This is a genomic window from Saccharopolyspora endophytica (genome assembly GCF_018070075.1).
Lineage (GTDB): Bacteria > Actinomycetota > Actinomycetes > Mycobacteriales > Pseudonocardiaceae > Saccharopolyspora > Saccharopolyspora endophytica.
On record NZ_JAGPXE010000001.1, the window covers coordinates 493,278 to 511,860 of the forward strand.

At 71.1% G+C, this 18,583-nt stretch carries 18 protein-coding genes; 14 read left to right on the forward strand and 4 right to left on the reverse strand.

All coding sequences use genetic code 11. The features are described from left to right. Positions 1 to 186 precede the first annotated feature (186 nt). Positions 187 to 1,110 (reverse strand): 1,4-dihydroxy-2-naphthoyl-CoA synthase, encoded by a 924-nt coding sequence (locus tag KBO27_RS02395; protein ID WP_210968324.1) that lies wholly within the window; start codon positions 1,108 to 1,110, stop codon positions 187 to 189. A 133-nt stretch (positions 1,111 to 1,243) separates the two neighbouring features. Here KBO27_RS02395 and menD point away from each other — a divergent pair, with 133 nt between their 5' ends. Then, positions 1,244 to 2,923, forward strand: a complete 1,680-nt coding sequence (gene menD, locus KBO27_RS02400; protein WP_210968325.1) for a 2-succinyl-5-enolpyruvyl-6-hydroxy-3-cyclohexene-1-carboxylic-acid synthase — start codon at positions 1,244 to 1,246, stop codon at positions 2,921 to 2,923. A gap of 247 nt (positions 2,924 to 3,170) precedes the next feature. Further along, positions 3,171 to 4,670 carry a M1 family metallopeptidase gene (locus KBO27_RS02405; RefSeq protein ID WP_210968326.1) on the forward strand — a complete coding sequence of 500 codons (1,500 nt, stop codon included), beginning with the start codon at positions 3,171 to 3,173 and terminating at the stop codon, positions 4,668 to 4,670. 4 nt (positions 4,671 to 4,674) lie between these two features. Here KBO27_RS02405 and KBO27_RS02410 read toward each other — a convergent pair whose 3' ends face one another. After that, complete coding sequence (locus KBO27_RS02410) at positions 4,675 to 5,964, reverse strand: isochorismate synthase (RefSeq protein WP_307870203.1); 1,290 nt, start codon at positions 5,962 to 5,964, stop codon at positions 4,675 to 4,677. A gap of 88 nt (positions 5,965 to 6,052) precedes the next feature. Here KBO27_RS02410 and KBO27_RS02415 point away from each other — a divergent pair, with 88 nt between their 5' ends. The 3 genes from KBO27_RS02415 to KBO27_RS02425 all read left to right on the forward strand — a co-directional run bounded on the left by KBO27_RS02415 (position 6,053) and on the right by KBO27_RS02425 (position 8,225). Further along, the gene (locus KBO27_RS02415; RefSeq protein ID WP_246536101.1) at positions 6,053 to 6,550 is read left to right on the forward strand and encodes a DUF3592 domain-containing protein; all 498 of its coding nucleotides are present in this window, start codon (positions 6,053 to 6,055) and stop codon (positions 6,548 to 6,550) included. 106 nt (positions 6,551 to 6,656) lie between these two features. Continuing rightward, positions 6,657 to 7,589 carry a 1,2-phenylacetyl-CoA epoxidase subunit PaaC gene (gene paaC / locus KBO27_RS02420; RefSeq protein ID WP_210968327.1) on the forward strand — a complete coding sequence of 311 codons (933 nt, stop codon included), beginning with the start codon at positions 6,657 to 6,659 and terminating at the stop codon, positions 7,587 to 7,589. 126 nt (positions 7,590 to 7,715) lie between these two features. Beyond that, positions 7,716 to 8,225, forward strand: coding sequence for a hypothetical protein (locus KBO27_RS02425; protein ID WP_210968328.1), 510 nt, complete (start codon positions 7,716 to 7,718; stop codon positions 8,223 to 8,225). On the opposite strand, the gene KBO27_RS02430 is transcribed toward KBO27_RS02425, so the two are convergent. After that, on the reverse strand, positions 8,218 to 9,069 hold the full coding sequence (locus tag KBO27_RS02430) for an inositol monophosphatase family protein (protein WP_210968329.1): 852 nt from the start codon (positions 9,067 to 9,069) through the stop codon (positions 8,218 to 8,220). The genes KBO27_RS02425 and KBO27_RS02430 overlap by 8 nt on opposite strands. Positions 9,070 to 9,246: 177 nt before the next feature. Between KBO27_RS02430 and KBO27_RS02435 the strand changes: the two genes are divergently transcribed. Both KBO27_RS02435 and KBO27_RS02440 read left to right on the forward strand, forming a co-directional pair. Further along, positions 9,247 to 10,371 carry a glycosyltransferase family 4 protein gene (locus tag KBO27_RS02435; protein WP_210968330.1) on the forward strand — a complete coding sequence of 375 codons (1,125 nt, stop codon included), beginning with the start codon at positions 9,247 to 9,249 and terminating at the stop codon, positions 10,369 to 10,371. 34 nt (positions 10,372 to 10,405) lie between these two features. Next, positions 10,406 to 11,095 carry a demethylmenaquinone methyltransferase gene (locus KBO27_RS02440; RefSeq protein WP_210968331.1) on the forward strand — a complete coding sequence of 230 codons (690 nt, stop codon included), beginning with the start codon at positions 10,406 to 10,408 and terminating at the stop codon, positions 11,093 to 11,095. A 52-nt stretch (positions 11,096 to 11,147) separates the two neighbouring features. Here the strand turns inward: KBO27_RS02440 and KBO27_RS02445 are convergent, their stop codons facing one another. Then, positions 11,148 to 12,065 (reverse strand): LysR family transcriptional regulator, encoded by a 918-nt coding sequence (locus tag KBO27_RS02445; protein WP_210968332.1) that lies wholly within the window; start codon positions 12,063 to 12,065, stop codon positions 11,148 to 11,150. Positions 12,066 to 12,162: 97 nt separating this feature from the next. Between KBO27_RS02445 and KBO27_RS02450 the strand changes: the two genes are divergently transcribed. The 7 genes from KBO27_RS02450 (at position 12,163) to KBO27_RS02480 (ending at position 18,565) form a co-directional block, all read left to right on the forward strand. Beyond that, entirely contained in the window at positions 12,163 to 13,434 is a 1,272-nt protein-coding gene (locus KBO27_RS02450) for a CitMHS family transporter (protein WP_210968333.1), read from the forward strand. Beyond that, positions 13,435 to 14,724 (forward strand): acyclic terpene utilization AtuA family protein, encoded by a 1,290-nt coding sequence (locus KBO27_RS02455; protein WP_210968334.1) that lies wholly within the window; start codon positions 13,435 to 13,437, stop codon positions 14,722 to 14,724. Then, positions 14,711 to 15,010 (forward strand): AtuA-related protein, encoded by a 300-nt coding sequence (locus KBO27_RS02460; RefSeq protein ID WP_210968335.1) that lies wholly within the window; start codon positions 14,711 to 14,713, stop codon positions 15,008 to 15,010. Before KBO27_RS02455 ends, KBO27_RS02460 begins: the two co-directional genes overlap by 14 nt. Before the next feature lie 173 nt (positions 15,011 to 15,183). Continuing rightward, positions 15,184 to 16,482 carry a geranylgeranyl reductase family protein gene (locus KBO27_RS02465; RefSeq protein WP_210968336.1) on the forward strand — a complete coding sequence of 433 codons (1,299 nt, stop codon included), beginning with the start codon at positions 15,184 to 15,186 and terminating at the stop codon, positions 16,480 to 16,482. Between the two features lie 193 nt (positions 16,483 to 16,675). After that, positions 16,676 to 17,041, forward strand: a complete 366-nt coding sequence (locus KBO27_RS02470) for an NADH-quinone oxidoreductase subunit A (protein ID WP_210968337.1) — start codon at positions 16,676 to 16,678, stop codon at positions 17,039 to 17,041. Between the two features lie 85 nt (positions 17,042 to 17,126). Further along, entirely contained in the window at positions 17,127 to 17,798 is a 672-nt protein-coding gene (locus KBO27_RS02475; RefSeq protein WP_132671790.1) for a NuoB/complex I 20 kDa subunit family protein, read from the forward strand. A 5-nt stretch (positions 17,799 to 17,803) separates the two neighbouring features. Beyond that, positions 17,804 to 18,565: an NADH-quinone oxidoreductase subunit C gene (locus tag KBO27_RS02480; RefSeq protein ID WP_210968338.1), complete on the forward strand. Its 762-nt coding sequence runs from the start codon at positions 17,804 to 17,806 to the stop codon at positions 18,563 to 18,565. Positions 18,566 to 18,583 lie beyond the last annotated feature (18 nt).

An 18,583-nucleotide genomic window follows, 5' to 3' on the forward strand; every position in this document is an offset into this window, starting at 1 on the left:
GTGCTGGTCGTCCCGGTCTTCGCCGGGGCTCCGCCGCATCCGCAGCAGTCGTCGGGTTCGCCGCAGGGCCGACCGCGGGCCGGTGCTGACACCGGCCCGGCCGGACCCGCGCGGGAGGCACCGGAGGAGGAACGCCCGCCGGGGCTGTTCCTGTCCGGAGTGCTGCCCGAAGAGGAGTGGGAGGTCTCAGAAGTACCAGGGGAAGGGGGACCAGTCGGGTTCCCGCTTCTGCAGGAACGCGTCCCTGCCCTCGACGGCCTCATCGGTCATGTAGGCGAGCCGGGTGGTTTCACCGGCGAAGAGCTGCTGACCGACGAGCCCGTCGTCGATGGCGTTGAACGCGTACTTGAGCATGCGCTGCGCCGTCGGGGACTTGCCGTTGATCTCCCGGGACCACTGCAACGCGGTGGCCTCCAGTTCGGCGTGCGGGACGACCTCGTTGACCATGCCCATCTGGTGGGCCTGCTCGGCGGTGTAGGGGCGTCCGAGGAAGAAGATCTCTCGGGCGAACTTCTGCCCGACCTGGCGCGCCAGGTACGCCGACCCGAAGCCGCCGTCGAAGCTGCCGACGTCGGCGTCGGTCTGCTTGAACATGGCGTGCTCGGCGCTGGCGAGGGTGAGATCGCACACCACGTGCAGGCTGTGCCCGCCGCCGGCGGCCCAGCCCGGGACCACCGCGATGACGATCTTGGGCATGAACCGGATCAGCCGCTGCACCTCCAGGATGTGCAGCCGGCCGGCACGTGCCGGGTCGACGGACTCGGCGGTCTCGCCACCGGCGTACTGGTACCCGGAACGACCGCGGATGCGCTGGTCCCCGCCGGAGCAGAAGGCCCAGCCGCCGTCCTTCTCGGACGGGCCGTTTCCGGTGATCAGCACGCAGCCGACGTCGCTGCTCATCCGCGCGTGGTCCAGGGCGCGGTAGAGCTCGTCGACGGTGTGCGGGCGGAAGGCGTTGCGGACCTCGGGGCGATCGAAGGCGATGCGCACCGTGCCCTTGCCGGGGCCGTCCTCGACGCAGCGGTGATAGGTGATGTCGGTGAAGTCGAAGCCCTCGATGGGCTCCCACAACTTCGGATCGAACAGCTCAGAGACAACGGGATTCTGCACACCTGGGACAATAGGGGGCGCAAGTGCTCGGCGCGGGGTCCTCCCCGCGACCGCCCGGTGCTTGCGTGGACGTCGACGGAGGGAGCCGCGGACCCTCCGCCGTTGTCCGCCAGGCGATTTCAGAGGTGATCGGTTGAACCCGTCCACAGCCCAGGCTGAGGTCATCGTCGACGAGCTCGTCCGAAACGGGGTGCGCCACGCGGTGCTCGCCCCGGGGTCGCGCAACGCACCTCTCGCCTACGCTCTGCACCGGGCCGCGCACGCTGCGCGTTTGAGGCTGCACGTGCGGATCGACGAGCGCAGCGCCGGCTTCCTGGCCCTGGGCCTGGCCGCGCGCACCCGGCAGCCGGTTCCGGTGTTCTGCACCTCCGGCACCGCCGCGAGCAACCTGCACCCGGCGGTCAGCGAGGCGTACCACGCCGGAGTGCCGCTGCTGGTGATCACGGCCGACCGGCCCCCGGAGCTGCGGGCGGCGGGAGCGAACCAGACCATCGACCAGCACCGGCTGTACGGCAGCGAGGTGCGGATGTTCGACGAGCTCGGCGTGGCCGAGGCGCGTTCCGGGCAGAACGCCTACTGGCGGAGTCAGGTGTGCCGCGCCTGGGCGGCTGCGGCGTGCGGCATGCGCGGCGGGCCGGTGCACCTCAACCTGCCGTTCCGCGAGCCCCTGGTGCCCGACGGCGACACCGAGTGGTTCGAGCCGCTGGAGGGACGACCGGGCGGTGAGCGGTGGACCGAGGTCGCCGACCGCGGATCGTCGCCGAGCTCGCTGGGGCGGTTGACGTCCGGTCGTGGACTGGTGCTGGTGGGCGACTGGGGTGCCGAGGAGGCGAGCGCCTGGGGTGAGCGCGTTGGCTGGCCCGTGCTGTCGGAGGTCGGCGGCGTCGGGGTGTCAGGACCGGCTGCGATCAGCACCGGGATGTGGCTGCTCAACTTGCCCGAGTTCATCCGCGAGCACCGGCCCGAGCAGGTGCTGTGCGTGGGACGCCCGACGGTGTTCCGCCAGGTCCAGCAGCTGCTCGCCGATTCCGGGACGGAGGTGCTGCTCGCGCACGGCGGGATCGGCTGGCCCGCGCCCGCGCACAACGTGCGCGAGGTCGCCGAGACCTTCGGGGTCGACTCCGAAGGGCCCGGACCCGTTGACCCGCAGTGGCTGACGGCCTGGCAGCAGGCCGACCAGAAGGCCTCTGCCGCGCTGCACGCCGCCCTCGACCTGGAGCGGTGGCCGAACGGCCCGGCGGTGGCCCGCGAGGTGGTCGATGCCCTGCCGGAGAACTCGCTGCTGGTGCTCGGGTCGTCGAACCCGAGCCGGGACGTCGCGCTCGCCGCGCGGCAGCGGCCCGACGTGCTGGTGCACCGCAACCGCGGTGCGGCAGGCATCGACGGGACCGTGTCCACGGCGCTCGGCGCGGCCGCCGGGCACGGCGGCCCGACGTACGCGCTGCTGGGCGACCTGACGTTCCTGCACGACAGCAACGGTCTGGTGCTCGGCCCGTACGAGCAGCGGCCGGACCTGACGATCGTGGTGTTCAACGACGACGGCGGGGGCATCTTCAGCTTGCTGGAGCAGGGCGGTCCGGAGCACAGCGACTCCTTCGACCGCGTCTTCGGCACGCCGCACGGCACCGACCTGGGCCGGCTGTGCGCGGCGCACGGGGTCGAGCACGTCCAGGTGCCGGGCCACGCCGAACTCCGCGAGACGCTGCGGCCGAAACCCGGCCTGCGCGTCGTCGAGGTGCGTGCGAACCGGGACGAGCTGCGCGCGGTGCACCAGCGGCTCCACGCCGCCGTCCGCTCCGCCCTGCTCGGCTGAGGACGCACGCGCCAAAACCGTTGCGGCGGAAATCGAATGCGCGTCTCGGGGACATGACGCCCTGTTTCAGCCGCAGGTGGGGCGGGGTGCGTCCGGCCACTGTGGCCGGACGGGTTCGTTAGCCCGTTGGTGTGTATTCGCGTTTTTCCGCCCGGTGATGGGAAAAACTCGGCGCGAAAAGCGCACCCGGTGTGAACGTGTTTGCCTAGTCTCCTGATCGGACCGAGAAGTTCGAGGAGGTGGCAGGGTGATTCGACGACAGGGCCTGCGCGCGGTGATCGCGGCCTGCTGCGCGAGCGCGGTGTTCGCCGCGCCGGCGTTGGCGGGGAGCGAAGGACCGGGCGCGCCGGGAGCGGGCGACGCCTACTTCCCCGGTTACGGCAACGGCGGCTACGACGTCTCCCACTACGACCTGCAGCTGCGCTACCAACCGGCCGACGACCACCTGCAGGGCACCGCGACGATCGTCGCGACCGCCACGCAGGACCTGACGGCGTTCAACCTGGACTTCGCCCTCACCGCGAAGTCGGTGCGGGTCAACGGCGTGCCGGCGCAGTTCTCCCAGAACGGGCTGGAGCTCACCGTGACCCCGCCGGCGACCCTGCCGAAGGGCGAGATGGCGACCTTCGTCGTGGAGTACGAGGGCACGCCGTCGACCGCGGACATCGACGGCTTCAACCCGTGGGTGCGCACCTCCGACGGGGCGTTGGCGATCGGCCAGCCGGAGATCTCCTCCTGGTGGTTCCCCGGCAACGACCACCCGAGGGACAAGGCCACCTACGACGTGGCGGTCACCGTGCCCGACGGCACCGAGGCCATCTCCAACGGGGTGAACACCCGCAACAGCAGCCTGGCCGGGTGGACCACCTGGAACTGGCGCAACACCGAGCCGACCGCCACCTACCTGGCGTTCATGACCATCGGCCAGTACGAGATCAGCAGCAAGACCGGAGCGTTTGGCCAGCCGTTCGTCACCGCCTACTCCGACAAGCTCGGCCCGCTGGCCGGACCGGCCAAGGCCAGCATCGAGCGCACCCCGGAGGTCGTGGACTTCCTGACCCAGCTGTTCGGCGAGTACCCGTTCTCCGCGCAGGGCGGCGTCGTCCCGTCCGAGGGCTTGAACTTCGCCCTGGAGAACCAGACTCGCCCGACCTACAGCCACAAGTTCTTCCAGAGCGCGGCGAACGTGTCGGTGGTCGTGCACGAGAACGCCCACCAGTGGTTCGGCGACTCGGTGTCGGTGGACACCTGGCGCGAAATCTGGATCAACGAGGGATTCGCGTCCTACTCGGAGTGGCTGTGGTCGGAGGCGCACGGCACCGGCACCGCGCAGGAGCTGTTCGACCACTACTACAACTCCCACCCGGCGGACGACCCGTTCTGGCAGGTCCTGCCGGGAGACCCGGGTGCCGAGAACGTCTTCCACGACGCCGTCTACGACCGGGGCGCGATGACGCTGCACGCGCTGCGCAGCGTCGTCGGTGACGAGGCGATGCTGGACATCACCCGCACCTGGGCGGCGGAGCACCGCTTCTCGACCGGCACCATCGAGCAGTTCATCGAGTTGGCGGAGCAGAAGTCCGGCAAGCAGCTCGACGAGGTGTTCAACACCTGGCTGTTCACCAAGGGCAAGCCCGCGGTGAACCCGGCGGCCGGGGTCGCGGCCAGCGCGGCCCGCGAGAACGTGCCCGCGCCGCCGGCGGTCGCCGAGATCGACCGCGCGCACGAACACCTCCACGACCACTAGCCGGTCAGCGAACTCCTTCCAGGGCTTCGCGCACCGGGAGGAGCTTCGCTTCCACCTCGGCCACCTCCAGGTCCGGTTCGGAGTCGGGCACGATCCCGCCTCCGGCGAACAGCCGGACCCGCCCGCCACGAGCACCGCCGGAGCCCGCTCCGGCGGTGCTCTGCTGTTCGATCTGCCCGCAGCGCAGCGCGATGCCGAGCTCGCCGTTGCCCGCGCCGTCGATCCAGCCGACCGGACCCGCGTAGCGGCCGCGGTCCATGCCTTCGAGCTCGGAGATCAGCGGCACGGCGTCCTCGGTCGGGGTGCCACCGACCGCCGCCGTGGGGTGCACGGCTTCGGCGAGGTGCAGCAGCCCCGACCCGTCGGGCGTGTCGGCCAGCTTGCCTTCGACGTCGGTGGCCAGGTGCAGCACGTTGCGCAGCCGCAGCACCGACGGCGAGGTCGGGACCGACAGCTCGCTGCAGAACGGGCGCAGCTTCTCGGCCAGCGACTCGGCGGCGTAGGCGTGCTCGCTGCGGTTCTTGGCCGAGTCGAGCAGTTCGGCGGCGATCTCGTCGTCGGTGCGTCCGGGGTGCGGCCAGGCCGTGCCCGCCAGCACCCGGGAGCGGACCTCGTAGCCGCGCCGCTCCAGCAGCAGCTCAGGGGTGGCTCCGACCAGGCCGTCGACCGCGAAGGTCCAGCAGTTCGCGTAGCGCGCGGCCAGGTTGTGCAGCAGGAAGCGCTCGTCGAGGGGCTCGGAGGTGTTGGCGACGAGGTCGTGCGCGAGCACCACCTTGCGGAGCTCGCCACCGGATTCCCGCATCAGCCGGACCGCCTCGGTCACCGCCTGCCGGTATGCCGTGGAGGACAGCCGACCGTCGCTGTAGGAGACCGTGCCGGGCTGGCGCACCGGCTCGAGGTCCGGTTCGGGCGCGTCGCCGATGGTGGTGATCCAGCGGACGCCGTCCCGCTCCCCGGTGATCACCTCGGGCAGCACCAGGACCGAGTCGCCGGGGCGGTCGGCGAAGGCCAGGCTGGTGAAGGCCACCGGTCCGCAGCCGGGCAGCCCCACGGCGTCGTCGACGTCGATGTGCCCGCACAGCTGCCGCCACCACGCGTCGGCGTCGGTGAAGCGATCTGCCCCGGAGGTGTCCAGCCGTGCCGCGCAGCCCCATCCGACCAGGCCCTGGCCCTCGCGGACCCAGCTCAGCGACATGCCGCCGGGGAGCAGGTCCAGCAGCGGGCGGTCGTGCCGTGGGTCGGCAGGATCGAGTCTGCGGGTGCGCGCCGTCAGCCGCCTGGATGTAGTCGCCACGCTTGGAGCGTATTCGGAGTGCGGATCCGGGTGGGCTGACCGGCCGCGTGGTCCTGGACACGACCCCCGGCCCCTACAATCGGTCACCGTGGCAGGCGACGCGGTGACCCAGGACGCGGCCGACTCGGTGACCGGATCAGATACGGACGGTGATCAGTCGGTGGCACAGCCCTCGCCTGGGCGTGTCCGCCGCCGCGTGGCTCGAGGCGTGCTGATCACCGGTTTGTTGCTGTCGGTCATGGGCTTGTCGATCATCGGTGCCTGCTTCATCAACGACCGCACGATCGTGGAATCCCGAGGCCAAGCGGTGGCCGAAGTCGTGGACACCTCGCTGACCCGGACCGTGGTGCGGTTCAACACCGAGGACGGGCGGGTCTACATCCCGCCGAACGGCGTGCTCTACCCGACCGACCTGCAGGCGGGGCAGCTGGTGCGAGTCGAGTACGACTCCCGCAACCCCGACCTGGTCCGCGTCGCGGGTCGCACGGCGGTGATCTCGCTGCTGCCGGTGTTCAGCGCGCTGGCGGTCGTGTGGGCGGTGCTGCTGCCGACGTATTGGCTGCTCAGGAGATCCGACAGGGACTGATGACCCTTCCAGTGCCTTTCGGCCGGTGCCAAACTGGGTATCCGCCGAAAGGGGGTCGGTGGTCACACTCCGAAGGGCCGACCCCGCGCGTCTGCGAGGTCTGCCCATGAACACCCCTAGAGCGTTGTCCGACTGGCCGCAGGTTCAGCAGCAGTGGGTGCTCGGTGCTCCGGTGCTGTCCACCGTCGACCGGTCGGTGCCCGAGGAGGTGGATCCCGCCGATCTGGCCCTGTACTGCACGATGCTCGGCGACGACGCCCTGGTGCTCGCCCACCGGCTGACCGAGTGGGGGATGCGCGCCGGCCTGGAGGAGTCCGCAGCGCTCGGGGAGATAGCGCACGACCTGCTCGGGCAGGCGCGGGTCCTGTTCGGCCGGGCCGTCGAGGTGCGCGGCGAGCAGGACGAGGACCTGCTCGCCTACCAGCGGGAACCCGCCGAGTACCGGAACGTGCGGTTGGCGGAGATCGACTGCGGTCCTGGTCCTGGCGGTGACTTCCCGACCACGGTGGCCCGCCTCCTGCTGTTCACCACGTGGCGCCTCGCGGTCTTCGAGGAGCTCGTCACCTGCCGGGACGCGGTGTTGGGCACGTTGGCGGCGAGGTCGCTGCACCGGCTCGCCGAACACCGCAACCACGCCGCGCAGTGGGTGATCAAGCTGGGCGATCACGGCCCCGGGGGCTCGCAGCTGATGAGCAACGGGCTGCAGCGCGTGTGGCCGCTGGCCGCGGAGCTGTTCACCGCGCATCCGGTCGAAGCGAGGCTGGCCGACGTCGGCTGCGCTGTGGACCCCTCCGACCTGCGCGTTCAGGTGGGACAGGGGCTCGACGAGGTGTTCTCCATCGCCCGCCTCCAGCGCCCGGCCCCCACCGAGTTCGGCGAGTTCGTCCGGCCGGGCGGGCGCGACGGCGCGCACACCGAATCCATGGAGTTCCTGCTGGCCGACATGCAGTACCTGGTCAGGGCGGGCCTGGCCAGCGGTCGAGCCCCGCAGAAGCCTCGGGACGAGCGAAGTTTCAGAAATGCAATGGAATATGAGTAGTTCCCCGCAAGCCGATGAGCACCGGCCGGGCGCACAGTGATCGAGGGGGTATCGGAGCGGCGGAAGCAGTGGCCTGGGGGTCTTCCGCGTTCCTCGGTCGGGGACTAGTGGAAGGGCGCAACGCGGATGGACGAGATCTGGTTGCAGGTGCTCATGGCGTTGATGGCGGGATGTGCCGGTGCGGGAGTGGTGCTCGCGGTGCGCAGACGTCCCGCCGCGAAGGTCGCGGAGGAACCCGCACCGGAGCCGCTGCCGCAGCGGGAGCCGGACGGCTGGGGGCCGTTCGTGCAGCACTGCGAGCAGGCGGTGCTGCGGGCGAGCCGGGCGGTCGAGGCGATGTCCTCCCAACAGGCCCGCAACCGGTTGCTGGCGGTCGTGCGGCGGATGGACGCCGAGCTGCCCAACCTGCGCGTGCTCGCCGAGCTCGGCCGGGGGCTGGGGGCGACCTCCCGCGACGTCGAGATAGCGGGCCGGGTGCGCGGTGAGCTGGCGGAGGTCGAGAAGCGCTTCGGCGCGGTCACCCGCGAAGTGCTCGAACTCGTCGAGGACCCCGACCCCGAGCGGGTGGGCGAGCTGCGCGGGCGGTTCCCGCTGCTGCGCCCGATCTCGGCGGTCCTGCCCGAACCGGTCAGCTAGCCGGCACCTCGGCCGCCTGCGCCCACCACTCGTGGACCTCGACGGCCGCACCGGGCGCGGCGACGAGCAGCCCGTCGCGCGGCAGCGGGTGGGGCTCGCCGCGCCGGTCGAGGACCGTGGCACCGGCCTCGGTGGCCAGCGCGAGCGCACCGGCGACGTCCCACTCCTCGTAGTCGTCGAGCACGGCGGCGACGGTGTGGCCGAGGGCGACCTGGGTGATGGCCAGCGCCGGTGAACCCAGTAAACGCACGCCGACCTGCGCGCTGGCGGCGTTGGTGATGAACCGGTCCATGCCCGGCCACGGCCCGTTCTTGGTCAGCTCGGTGCACACGATGCCGCCGCGGATCTCGGAGCGGTCCGGCAACCGCACCGGAGTGCCGTTGGCCCGCATGCCCCGGCCGCGCGCGGCCGCGTAGATCTGGGTCCGGTACGGGTCGGCGACCACGCCGACCACGGGCCCGTAGCCGTCGAGCATCGCCAGGCTGTAGGCGCACCACGGCAGCCCGGCCACGTAGTTGGCGGTGCCGTCCACCGGGTCGACCGACCAGCGGAACTCCGAGGCGCCCTGCTGCGGCGGAACGCTCGGTTCGTCCCCGAACTCCTCGCCGAACACGGGCGTGCCGGGGAACTCGTCGGCGAGGATGCGGCGGGTGTGCCGTTCCAGGGTGCGGCCGGTGTCGGTGACCCAGTCGAACGGCGACTCGCTGGGCTCGGGCCGCGCCCCTCTGCCCGCGGTCGCGATGATGACGTCGGCGGCGTCGTTGGCCAGCCGACCGGCGACCTCGAACGCCCGCGACACCAGGGCCGGTTCGATCTGGGCGGGTGGAGTAGGCAGGGCCGTCATGCGTCCCCAGCCTCCGCGCGGCGAGTGACCGCTCAGCAACGTCGAGGTGACCGGCCGTGGAGGCGCAGGCCACGTTTGCGGGCCGATGGGCGAGTTGGGGTGGTCTTCGGTTGTCGTTGGGGATCGCGTCACGTTGCCTTCGGCTGCTCGCCGGAACAGGCGGCGACCGTGTTGTCCGTGCGCATCGCGATCGTGACCGAGAGCTTCCTGCCGCAGATCAACGGAGTGACGAACTCGGTGTTGCGGGTGCTGGAGCACTTGCGTCGTCGAGGCGACCAGGCCCTGGTCATCGCACCCGGACCCGGTCCGGACGAGTACGCGGGCTTCCCCGTCATCAGGCTGCCCGCGGTGGACCTGCCGATGGTGTCGTCGCTGCCCATCGGGTTCCCGAGCCGCCGCGTGCTGCGCGGGCTCCAGGAGTTCGCGCCCGACGTGGTGCACCTGGCCTCCCCGTTCGTGGTGGGGGCGCGCGGGATGAACGCCGCGCGTCGGCTGGGCATCCCGACGGTCGCCGTCTACCAGACCGACGTGGCGGGTTTCGCCGAGTCCTACGGGCTCGGGCTGACCGCGAAGGCGGCGTGGAAGTGGATCCGCCGCCTGCACTGCCACGCCGACCGCACGCTGGCCCCCTCGACGTGGGCGGTGGAGACGCTGCGCGAGCACGGGGTTCCGCGCGTGCACCGCTGGGGTCGCGGAGTCGACACCGAGCGGTTCACGCCGCGCAAGCGCGACGAGCGGCTGCGGGCCGAGCTGGCGCCGAACGGTGAACTGCTGGTGGGCTACGTCGGCCGGTTGGCGCCGGAGAAGCGCATCGAGCGGCTCGCCGAGCTCGACGGCACCTCCGGCGTGCGGCTGGTCGTGGTCGGCGACGGCCCGGAGCGCGAGCGGTTGAACGCCGAACTGCCCAACGCCGCGTTCCTCGGTCAGCGCACCGGCGACGAGCTGGCCCGCATCTACGCCAGCCTCGACGTCTTCGTGCACACCGGCCCGCACGAGACGTTCTGCCAGGCGGTGCAGGAGGCGATGGCCTCCGGCGTCGCGGTCGTCGCCCCGGACGCGGGCGGTCCCCGCGACCTGGTCGAGGTCGGGCGCACCGGGTACCTGCTGCCCGCGCACGACGACGCCGAGCACGCCGCGGCCCTGCGCAGCGCCATCGCCGACCTGCGCGATCCCGCGCTGCGGGAGCGCTTCGGCACCCACGCCCGCAACGCCGTCGCAGGTCGCACCTGGCCGGCCCTGTGCCGCCAGTTGGTGGACCACTACGCGGCGGTCAGCGGATACGCGGAGTCGGCAGCTGCCTGAACCGGCTCCGGGGCGCGCCACGTACGCTTCGGGTGTGTCTCGGGCAGGCTTGGACAAGAACCCTCGCGAAGTCGCGGCGATGTTCGACGGCGTCGCGCGTCGGTACGACCTGACCAACACCGTGCTGTCCTTCGGGCAGGACCGGCGCTGGCGGAAGGTGACCCGGCAGCTGCTCGCGCCCCAGCAGGACGAGAAGGTCCTCGACCTCGCTGCAGGCAGCGGCGTGTCGACCGTCGAGTTCGCCCGTTCCGGCGCCTACTGCGTCGCGGCCGACTTCTCGCTGGGCATGCTCTCGGTCGGCAAGGGCCGGGGCGTGCCGCTGGTGGCGGCCGACGCCCTGCACCTGCCGTTCACCGACGACGCCTTCGACGCCGCGACGATCTCCTTCGGCCTGCGCAACCTCGCCGACACGGTCGCGGGCCTGCGCGAGATGCGCCGCGTGGTGCGGCCCGGCGGTCGCCTGGTGGTGTGCGAGTTCTCCACCCCGACGTGGCAGCCCTTCCGCGGCGTCTACATGAACTACCTGATGCGCGCGCTGCCCTCGATCGCTCGCGCGGTCTCCTCCAACCCGGACGCCTACGTCTACCTCGCCGAGTCCATCCGCTCCTGGCCCGACCAGCGAGCCCTCGCCGAGCTCATCGGCGAGGCCGGCTGGACCGACACCACCTGGAAGAACCTCACCAGCGGCGTGGTGGCGGTCCACCACGCCAAGAACCCGTCCTGACCTTCAGAGGCCGCACCCGGCGCAGCCGCGACGAGCAGCACCGAACGAGTCTTCACAGCCAGGTGGTCTCGGGGGTCGTGGTCCGGGTCCAGGTGAGGGACCGGGTGAAGGCCCTGGTGGCCGGGGGCTGCGGGTGATGGGGAGTGCGGATCACCGCGATGCGCCGGTGCGTCTCCGGCGCTGCCAGGGGGACGTGGACCAGGCCCGCGAAGGCGATCAGCGGTAGGACCATCCCGGGCATGACGGCGGTGCCGAGCCCCGCGGCGACCAGCCCCGCCACCGCGGTGATGTTGCCGGATTCCAGGACCACCCGCGGGTGCGCCTCCGCAGCGGCGAAGGCGCGATCGGCGTGCTGGCGGATGCTGGAGTTCGGTGCGAACGCGATGTGTGGTTCTCTCGCCAGCTCCGCCCAGGTCAGCGACTCGCGCGCGGCGAAGCGGTGCTCATGCGGGAACACCGCGCACATCCGGTCGGTGGCGATGGGGTGCATGGCCAGGTCGGGCAGCGGTTCGGCGACGACCGTGACGCCCAGGTCCACGGTGCCCGCGCGAACCTTGGCCAGGACCTCGTCGGACATGCCGTCCTCGATCGACAGCTCCACGTCCGGGTGCTCCGCGCGGTAGGCCGAGACGACCGGCGGCAGCAGGATCGCGGCCATCGACGGCAGCGCCGCGACCCGGACGCGGCCCCGGGTGCCTGCCAGGAAGCCCTGGAAGTGGTTGATCCCGGCGTCGAAGGAGTCCACCACCCGCCGCGCGACCAGGCAGAACTCGGCGCCCTCCGGCGTGGTGACCAGGTTGCGGGTGGTGCGCTGGAACAGCGTGATGCCGAGCCTGCGCTCGACGTCGCGCACCGCCCGGCTGATCGAGGACTGCGCCAGGTGCAGCTGCTCGGCTGCGGCGGTGAACCCGCCGGTGTCGTGCACCGCGAGGACCAGCCTGAGCTGCTGCACGGTCAGATCCATGCCCATGGCGCATGAATCTATCAATTTTCAGTGCTTGACCAGCATGAGCGAGGTGGATCACAGTTCTCCCGTCCGGCCCAACGGCGGTGTTCGGAGGTTGCCCATGCTGGCCGCGAGTGGATTCTTGACGATCGGCGTGTTCCTCGCCCTGGTGCTCTCGCGCAGGGTGTCGGTGCTGTTCGCGCTCACCCTGGTGCCGATCGCGGCGGCACTGCTCAGCGGTCACGGCGCCGGGCTCGGTGAGCTCGTGGCCGATGGCCTGGTCACCGTCGCCCCGGTGGCCATCATGATCACCTTCGCGGTGCTGTACTTCAGCCTGATGATCGACGCGGGGCTGTTCGACCCCGCCGTCACCCGCATCCTGCGCTGGGCCCAGGGCGACCCGCTCAAGATCACCGTCGGCACCGCGCTGCTGACCCTGCTGGTCGCGCTGGACGGCGACGGGGCCTCCACCTTCCTGATCACCGTTTCCGCGCTGCTGCCGATCTACCAGCGGCTGGGGATGCGCCGGATCGTGCTGGCCGGCGTGGTCTGCCTCGGCGCCGGGGTCATGAACATGGTGCCGTGGGGTGGGCCGACGGCCCGCGCGATGGCCGCGCTCAAGCTCGATTCCGCGCAGCTGTTCCTGCCGGTGCTGCCCGCGATGATCGCCGGCATCTGCTGGGTGCTGATCGCCGCCTACCTGATCGGCCGGTCCGAGCGGAAGCGGCTCGGCGTGGTGAGCATCGAGACGGGCGAGCGGGTGAAGCTGACCGGTGCGGACCGCGCGCGGTTCTGGATCAACGCGGCGCTGACGCTGGCCCTGGTCGGCTGCCTGCTGTTCCAGCTCGCCGACCTGGAAGTGCTGTTCCTGGTGGCCTTCCTGGTCGCGCTGCTGATCAACCGCCCGTCGTGGCAGGGCCAGCAGGAGCTGTTCGCCAAGCACGCCTACAACGTGGTGCTGGTCGTCGTGGTGATCTTCGCGGCCGGGGTGTTCACCGGCATCCTCACCGGCACCGGCATGATCAAGGCGATGGCCGAGAGCCTGGTCGCGGTCATCCCGGACGCCGGTGGCGCGCTGCTGCCGGTGGTCACGGCCATCGCCGGGATGCCGCTGAGCCTGGTCTTCACCCCCGACGCCTTCTACTACGGGGTCGTGCCGGTGCTGGCGGAGACCAGCGCGGCGTTCGGAGGCGATCCCGCCGCGATCGGGCGCGCGGCGATCCTCGGCCAGATGACCACCGGGTTCCCGCTGAGCCCGCTGACGGCCTCGACGTTCATCCTGCTCGGCATGTCCAAGGTCGACATCGGCGACCACCAGCGGTTCATCTTCGGCTGGGCCTTCGGCACCACGCTGGTGATGACGGCGGTCGCGCTGCTCACGGGGGTGCTGTAGATGCGCATCGGCAGTGGAGCCGGGTTCGCCGGCGACCGCCTCGAACCGGCGCTGGAGCTCGTGCGGGCGGGTGTGGACGACCTGGTGCTGGAGTGCCTGGCCGAGCGCACCATCGCACTCGGGCAGCAGCGCAGGCTGGGCGATCCGGACCAGGGGTACGACCCGTTGCTGCGCGCGCGGTTCGAGCGGTTGCTGCCGGTCGCGGTGCCGAACGGAGCACGGGTGATCACCAACATGGGCGCCGCCCATCCGCTGCGCGCGGGCGAGGTCACGCGGGAGGTCATGACGACCGCTGGGCTGACCGGCCGCATCGCCGTGGTCACCGGGGACGACGTGCTGGACCGGCTCGACCCGGCCACGCCTGCGCTGGAGGACGGCGTCCCGCTGGCCGAGCACGGCGAGATCGTCTCCGCCAACGCCTACCTCGGCGCGGAGGCGCTGCTGCCCGCGCTGGACGCGGAGGTCGTGATCACCGGGCGGGTCGCCGACCCGTCGTTGTTCGTGGCACCGATCGCGCAGCGGATGGGCTGGGACCTCGACGACGTGCCGCGCGCCGCCGCCGCGACCCTCGTCGGGCACGTCCTGGAGTGCGCGGGCCAGGTGACCGGCGGCTACTTCGCCGACCCGGGCGTCAAGGACGTTCCCGGGCTGGCCGAGCTCGGGTTCCCGTTCGCCGACGTCGACGCCGACGGCAGCGCGACCATCGGCAAACCGGACGGGACCGGCGGGATGGTGACGGTCCCGACGGTGCGCGAGCAGCTGCTCTACGAGGTCACCGACCCGACCGCCTACCGCACGCCCGACGTGGTCCTGGACTTCCGCGAGGTCCGCGCCGAGCGGACCGGTGCCGACCGGGTGCGCATCAGCGGGGCGCGCGGGCGGGCCAGGCCGGAGGAGCTGAAGGTCAGCGTCGGCTACCGCGCGGGACACCGCGCCGAATGCGGCATCAGCTACGCCGGACCGGGGGCGGCCGATCGGGCGAGGCTGGCCGCGGACGTGGTGAGCGAGCGGCTGCGCGGCACCGGGCTGCGGGTGCGCGCCGACGTGCTGGGGGCGATGGGCGATCCGGACGGCGAGTGCCGCCTGCGGGTGGCCGCCATCGCGGAGGAGCGGACGGCGGCGCAGACCATCTGCCACGAGGTCGAATCGCTCTACACCAACGGCCCCGCCGGTGGCGGCGGCGTGCGCACCGACGTGCGCGAGGTGATCGGCATCGTCTCCGCCCTGATCCCCAGATCCGATGTGACGTCGCAGGTCACGACCCTGGAGGTGAACGATGCGACTGCATGAGATCGCGCACTGCCGAGCGGGCGACAAGGGCGACACCTCGATCCTGTCGGTGTTCCCCCTCGACGACGCCGACTACGACCGCCTGCGCAGGGAGCTCACCGCCGACCGGGTCCGCGCCCACCTGGCCGGTCAGGTCCGGGGCGAGGTCACCCGCTGCGAGCTCCCGCTGCTCAAGGCGCTCCAGTTCACCTGCCACCGGGCTCTCGACGGCGGCGTGACCACGTCGCTGTCCCTGGACACCCACGGCAAGACCCTGAGCTCCCGCCTCCTCGCCCTGGACCTGTGAGTCGCGAGGGCCCTCGGGGAGGCTCGCGGGGTTGAACCGGATGGCGGGTTTCCTCACTCAGGTGGCCTACGCGAAAGGGTCGATCGCGCTGGTGCAGCGGCTTAGACTCGGAGTTAGTGAACTCGTTCACAAGCGGGTTTCGCACCGAGCACTGCACTAGTTCGAGGAGTGTCATGACCAGCGCCACCAGCCGCCGCCGACCGGACGATGACGCCGATGTGATCGTCGTCGGAGCGGGACCGGCCGGCTCGACGGCTGCGACGTACCTGGCCAGGGCGGGACTGGACGTCCTGCTGCTGGAGAAGAGCGTCTTCCCGCGGGAGAAGGTCTGCGGCGACGGGATCACGCCACGGGGCGTCAAGCAGCTCATCGACCTGGGCATCGACACCAGGGAAGAAGCCGGCTGGCTGCACAACAAGGGCCTGCGGGTCGTCGGCGGCGGAGTCAGCCTGGAGCTCGACTGGCCGAGCCTGTCCGACTTCCCGCCCTACGGCGTGGTCCGCCCGCGCAACGACTTCGACGACCTGCTGGCCCGCAACGCCCAGCTCGCCGGGGCCCGCCTGTTCCAGCAGACCAGCGTCAGCGGCGCCATCACCGACGAGCGCACCGGCCGGGTCGTCGGCGTGGAGGCCAAGACCGGTCCCGAGCGCAAGCCGGTGACCTACCGGGCTCCGCTGGTCGTGGCCTGCGACGGGGTGTCGGCTCGGCTGGCCCTGTCGGTGGGCATCCAGAAGCGCGACGACCGGCCGATGGGCGTGGCCGTGCGCCGGTACTACACCAGCCCGCGCACCAAGGACGACTTCCTGGAGTCGCACCTGGAGCTGTGGGACAAGTCCAACCCGGCCGACCCGACGCTGCTGCCCGGCTACGGCTGGATCTTCGGCATGGGCGACGGGACGGTCAACGTCGGGCTGGGCATCCTGTCCACCTCGTCGGCCTACGGCAAGACCGACTACCGGCAGTTGCTGCGGTCCTGGCTGGACGGAACCCCCGAGGAGTGGGGATTCCGGGAGGACAACGCCACCGGCAAGATCGGCGGCGCCGCGCTGCCCATGGGCTTCAACCGCACCCCGCACTACCGCGACGGCCTGCTGCTGGTCGGCGACGCGGGCGGCATGGTCAACCCGTTCAACGGCGAGGGCATCGCCTACGCGATGCAGTCGGCCCGGCTGGCGGCCGAGTGCGCGGTGCACGCGATGGCGCGACCGACCGCGTTCTCCCGGGAGCAGGCCCTGAGCCGGTACCCGACGGCGGTGCAGCAGGAGCTGGGCGGCTACTTCCGGCTCGGCAATATCTTCAGCAAGTTGATTGGCAATCCCACGGTCATGCGGATGGCCACCAAGCACGGCCTGCCGCGACAGACGTTGATGCGTTTCGTGTTGAAGCTGCTGGCAAATCTCTACGACGAGAAGGGTGGGGACGCCATGGATCGTGTGATCAGCACCACTACTCGCGTCACCCCTAGCGCGTGACCCTGAGTGTCTGGTCAGATGTCCCGGTAACCGTGAGAGAAGTCATAAAGTTAGGTGCGCCTCACTACGGAGCCGAATCGGGCGACCGCATAGAGTGCGCACCGGAGGCCTGAGGCGTGACCTGCGTCTCGGCGGGGACTGACGATGTGTGTCCCGGGCCACGAAACCCGGAACCGGTTGGAGGGGAGCAAAGGTGCTCGACCCGTACATCCCGTTGGTGCTGTTGTTCGCGCTGGCGCTGGGATTCGCGGTCTTCTCGGTCGCGATCGCGCCACTCGTCGGTCCCCGCCGCTACAACAAGGCGAAGCTCGACGCCTACGAGTGCGGGATCGAGCCCTCGCCGCAGCCCGTCATCGGCGGCGGCCGGATGCCCATCGCCTACTACCTGACCGCGATGTTGTTCATCCTCTTCGACATCGAGATGGTCTTCCTCTACCCGTTCGCGGTCTCGGCCGACGCCCTGGGGATGTTCGGCGTCGTCGAGATCGTGCTGTTCATAGCGACCGTCGGCTTCGCCTACATCTACGTCTGGCGGAGAGGCGGACTGGACTGGAACTAACCGGAGCGCTTTGCCCGGTCACCCGCCGGGCGCCTGAGACGAACTGCAGGGACTAGCCGCAAGGACGCGGGAAGGAGTGCCGGCGATGGGGCTCGAAGAGCAGCTGCCCAACGGCATCCTGTTGGCCAACGTGGAGAAGCTCGTCAACTGGACCCGGAAGACGTCGATGTGGCCGGCGACGTTCGGGCTGGCTTGCTGCGCCATCGAGATGATGACCGTTGGCGGTTCCCGCTACGACATCTCGCGGTTCGGCATGGAGCGCTTCTCCGCCACCCCGAGACAGGCCGATCTGATGATCGTGGCCGGTCGGGTGACCAACAAGATGGCCCCGGTGTTGCGCCAGATCTACGACCAGATGCCCGAGCCGCGCTGGGTGCTGGCGATGGGCGTGTGCGCCTCCACCGGCGGCATGTTCAACAACTACGCGGTCGTGCAGGGCGTCGACCACGTGGTGCCGGTGGACATGTACCTGCCGGGATGCCCGCCGCGCCCGGAGATGCTGCTCGACGCGATCCTCAAGCTGCACGCCAAGATCATGGACGAGCCGATCAACGCCAAGCGCGCGCAGGAGAAGCTCGAACGCGGCGACCGCACCCCGATGATCCCGTCCTCGGTCCGGTACGCGCCGAAGAACGCCTCGCAGCGCAAGCGCGCCGAGCGGCAGCAGGCCGCGCAGCGACGCGAGATGGGCGGAACGGACGAGCTCGGCGCCTTCGAGAGCGCGCCCGAGCGCCCGGAACTCAAGTCGGGTAGGTGAATTCGATGGCGGACAAGGAAACCACCCCGGCCCCGGGCGAACCCGGTTCGAGCGCCGAGCGCGCCGCGGGCCTGGCGCCCACGGGGGCCGAACCGGCCCGCGCCGGAGCACCGACGGCCGGCCGCGAGCGGCAGGGCATGTTCGGCGTGCGCGGCACCGGTGACACCTCGGGCTTCGGCGGGCTGCGCCTGCCGGCCTACGTGCCACCGGCCGGCGAGCGCCCCTACGGCGGCTGGTTCGACGAGGTCGCCGACGCGCTCTTCGAGGCGCTGCGCGCCAAGGGGCTTCCGGAGGACACCGTGCAGCAGGTGACCGTCGACCGCGGCGAGATCACCTTCTACCTGCGCCGCGACAACCTCCTCGAGGTCTGCCGCATCCTGCGCGACGACCCGGCGCTGCGCTTCGAGCTGTGCAGCTCGGTGTCCGGTGTGGACTACGGGCCGGACGCGCCGCAGCGGCTGCACTCGGTCTACCACCTGACGTCGATGACCTACCGGCGCCGCATCCGGCTGGAGGTCGCCGTGGACGTGGAGGACCCGCACCTCCCGTCCGTCGTGTCGGTCTACCCCACCGCCGACTTCCAGGAGCGCGAAGCCTGGGACATGTTCGGCCTGGTCTACGACGGACACCCGGCGCTGACCCGGATCCTGATGCCCGACGACTGGGACGGTCACCCGCAGCGCAAGGACTACCCGCTCGGCGGAATCCCGGTGGAGTACAAGGGCGCCGAGATCCCGCCGCCGGACCAGCGCAGGGCCTACTCGTGATCGCGGAGAGGTGTGGGC

Bases quoted from the DNA above. Each gene is read 5' to 3' on its own strand.
- paaC (WP_210968327.1), top strand. From the start codon at position 6,657: ATGAACACCCCTAGAGCGTTGTCCGACTGGCCGCAGGTTCAGCAGCAG.
- KBO27_RS02425 (WP_210968328.1), top strand. From the start codon at position 7,716: ATGGACGAGATCTGGTTGCAGGTGCTCATGGCGTTGATGGCGGGATGT.
- KBO27_RS02430 (WP_210968329.1), bottom strand. From the start codon at position 9,069: ATGACGGCCCTGCCTACTCCACCCGCCCAGATCGAACCGGCCCTGGTG.
- KBO27_RS02445 (WP_210968332.1), bottom strand. From the start codon at position 12,065: ATGGGCATGGATCTGACCGTGCAGCAGCTCAGGCTGGTCCTCGCGGTG.
- KBO27_RS02450 (WP_210968333.1), top strand. From the start codon at position 12,163: ATGCTGGCCGCGAGTGGATTCTTGACGATCGGCGTGTTCCTCGCCCTG.
- KBO27_RS02455 (WP_210968334.1), top strand. From the start codon at position 13,435: ATGCGCATCGGCAGTGGAGCCGGGTTCGCCGGCGACCGCCTCGAACCG.
- KBO27_RS02460 (WP_210968335.1), top strand. From the start codon at position 14,711: ATGCGACTGCATGAGATCGCGCACTGCCGAGCGGGCGACAAGGGCGAC.
- KBO27_RS02465 (WP_210968336.1), top strand. From the start codon at position 15,184: ATGACCAGCGCCACCAGCCGCCGCCGACCGGACGATGACGCCGATGTG.
- KBO27_RS02475 (WP_132671790.1), top strand. From the start codon at position 17,127: ATGGGGCTCGAAGAGCAGCTGCCCAACGGCATCCTGTTGGCCAACGTG.
- KBO27_RS02480 (WP_210968338.1), top strand. From the start codon at position 17,804: ATGGCGGACAAGGAAACCACCCCGGCCCCGGGCGAACCCGGTTCGAGC.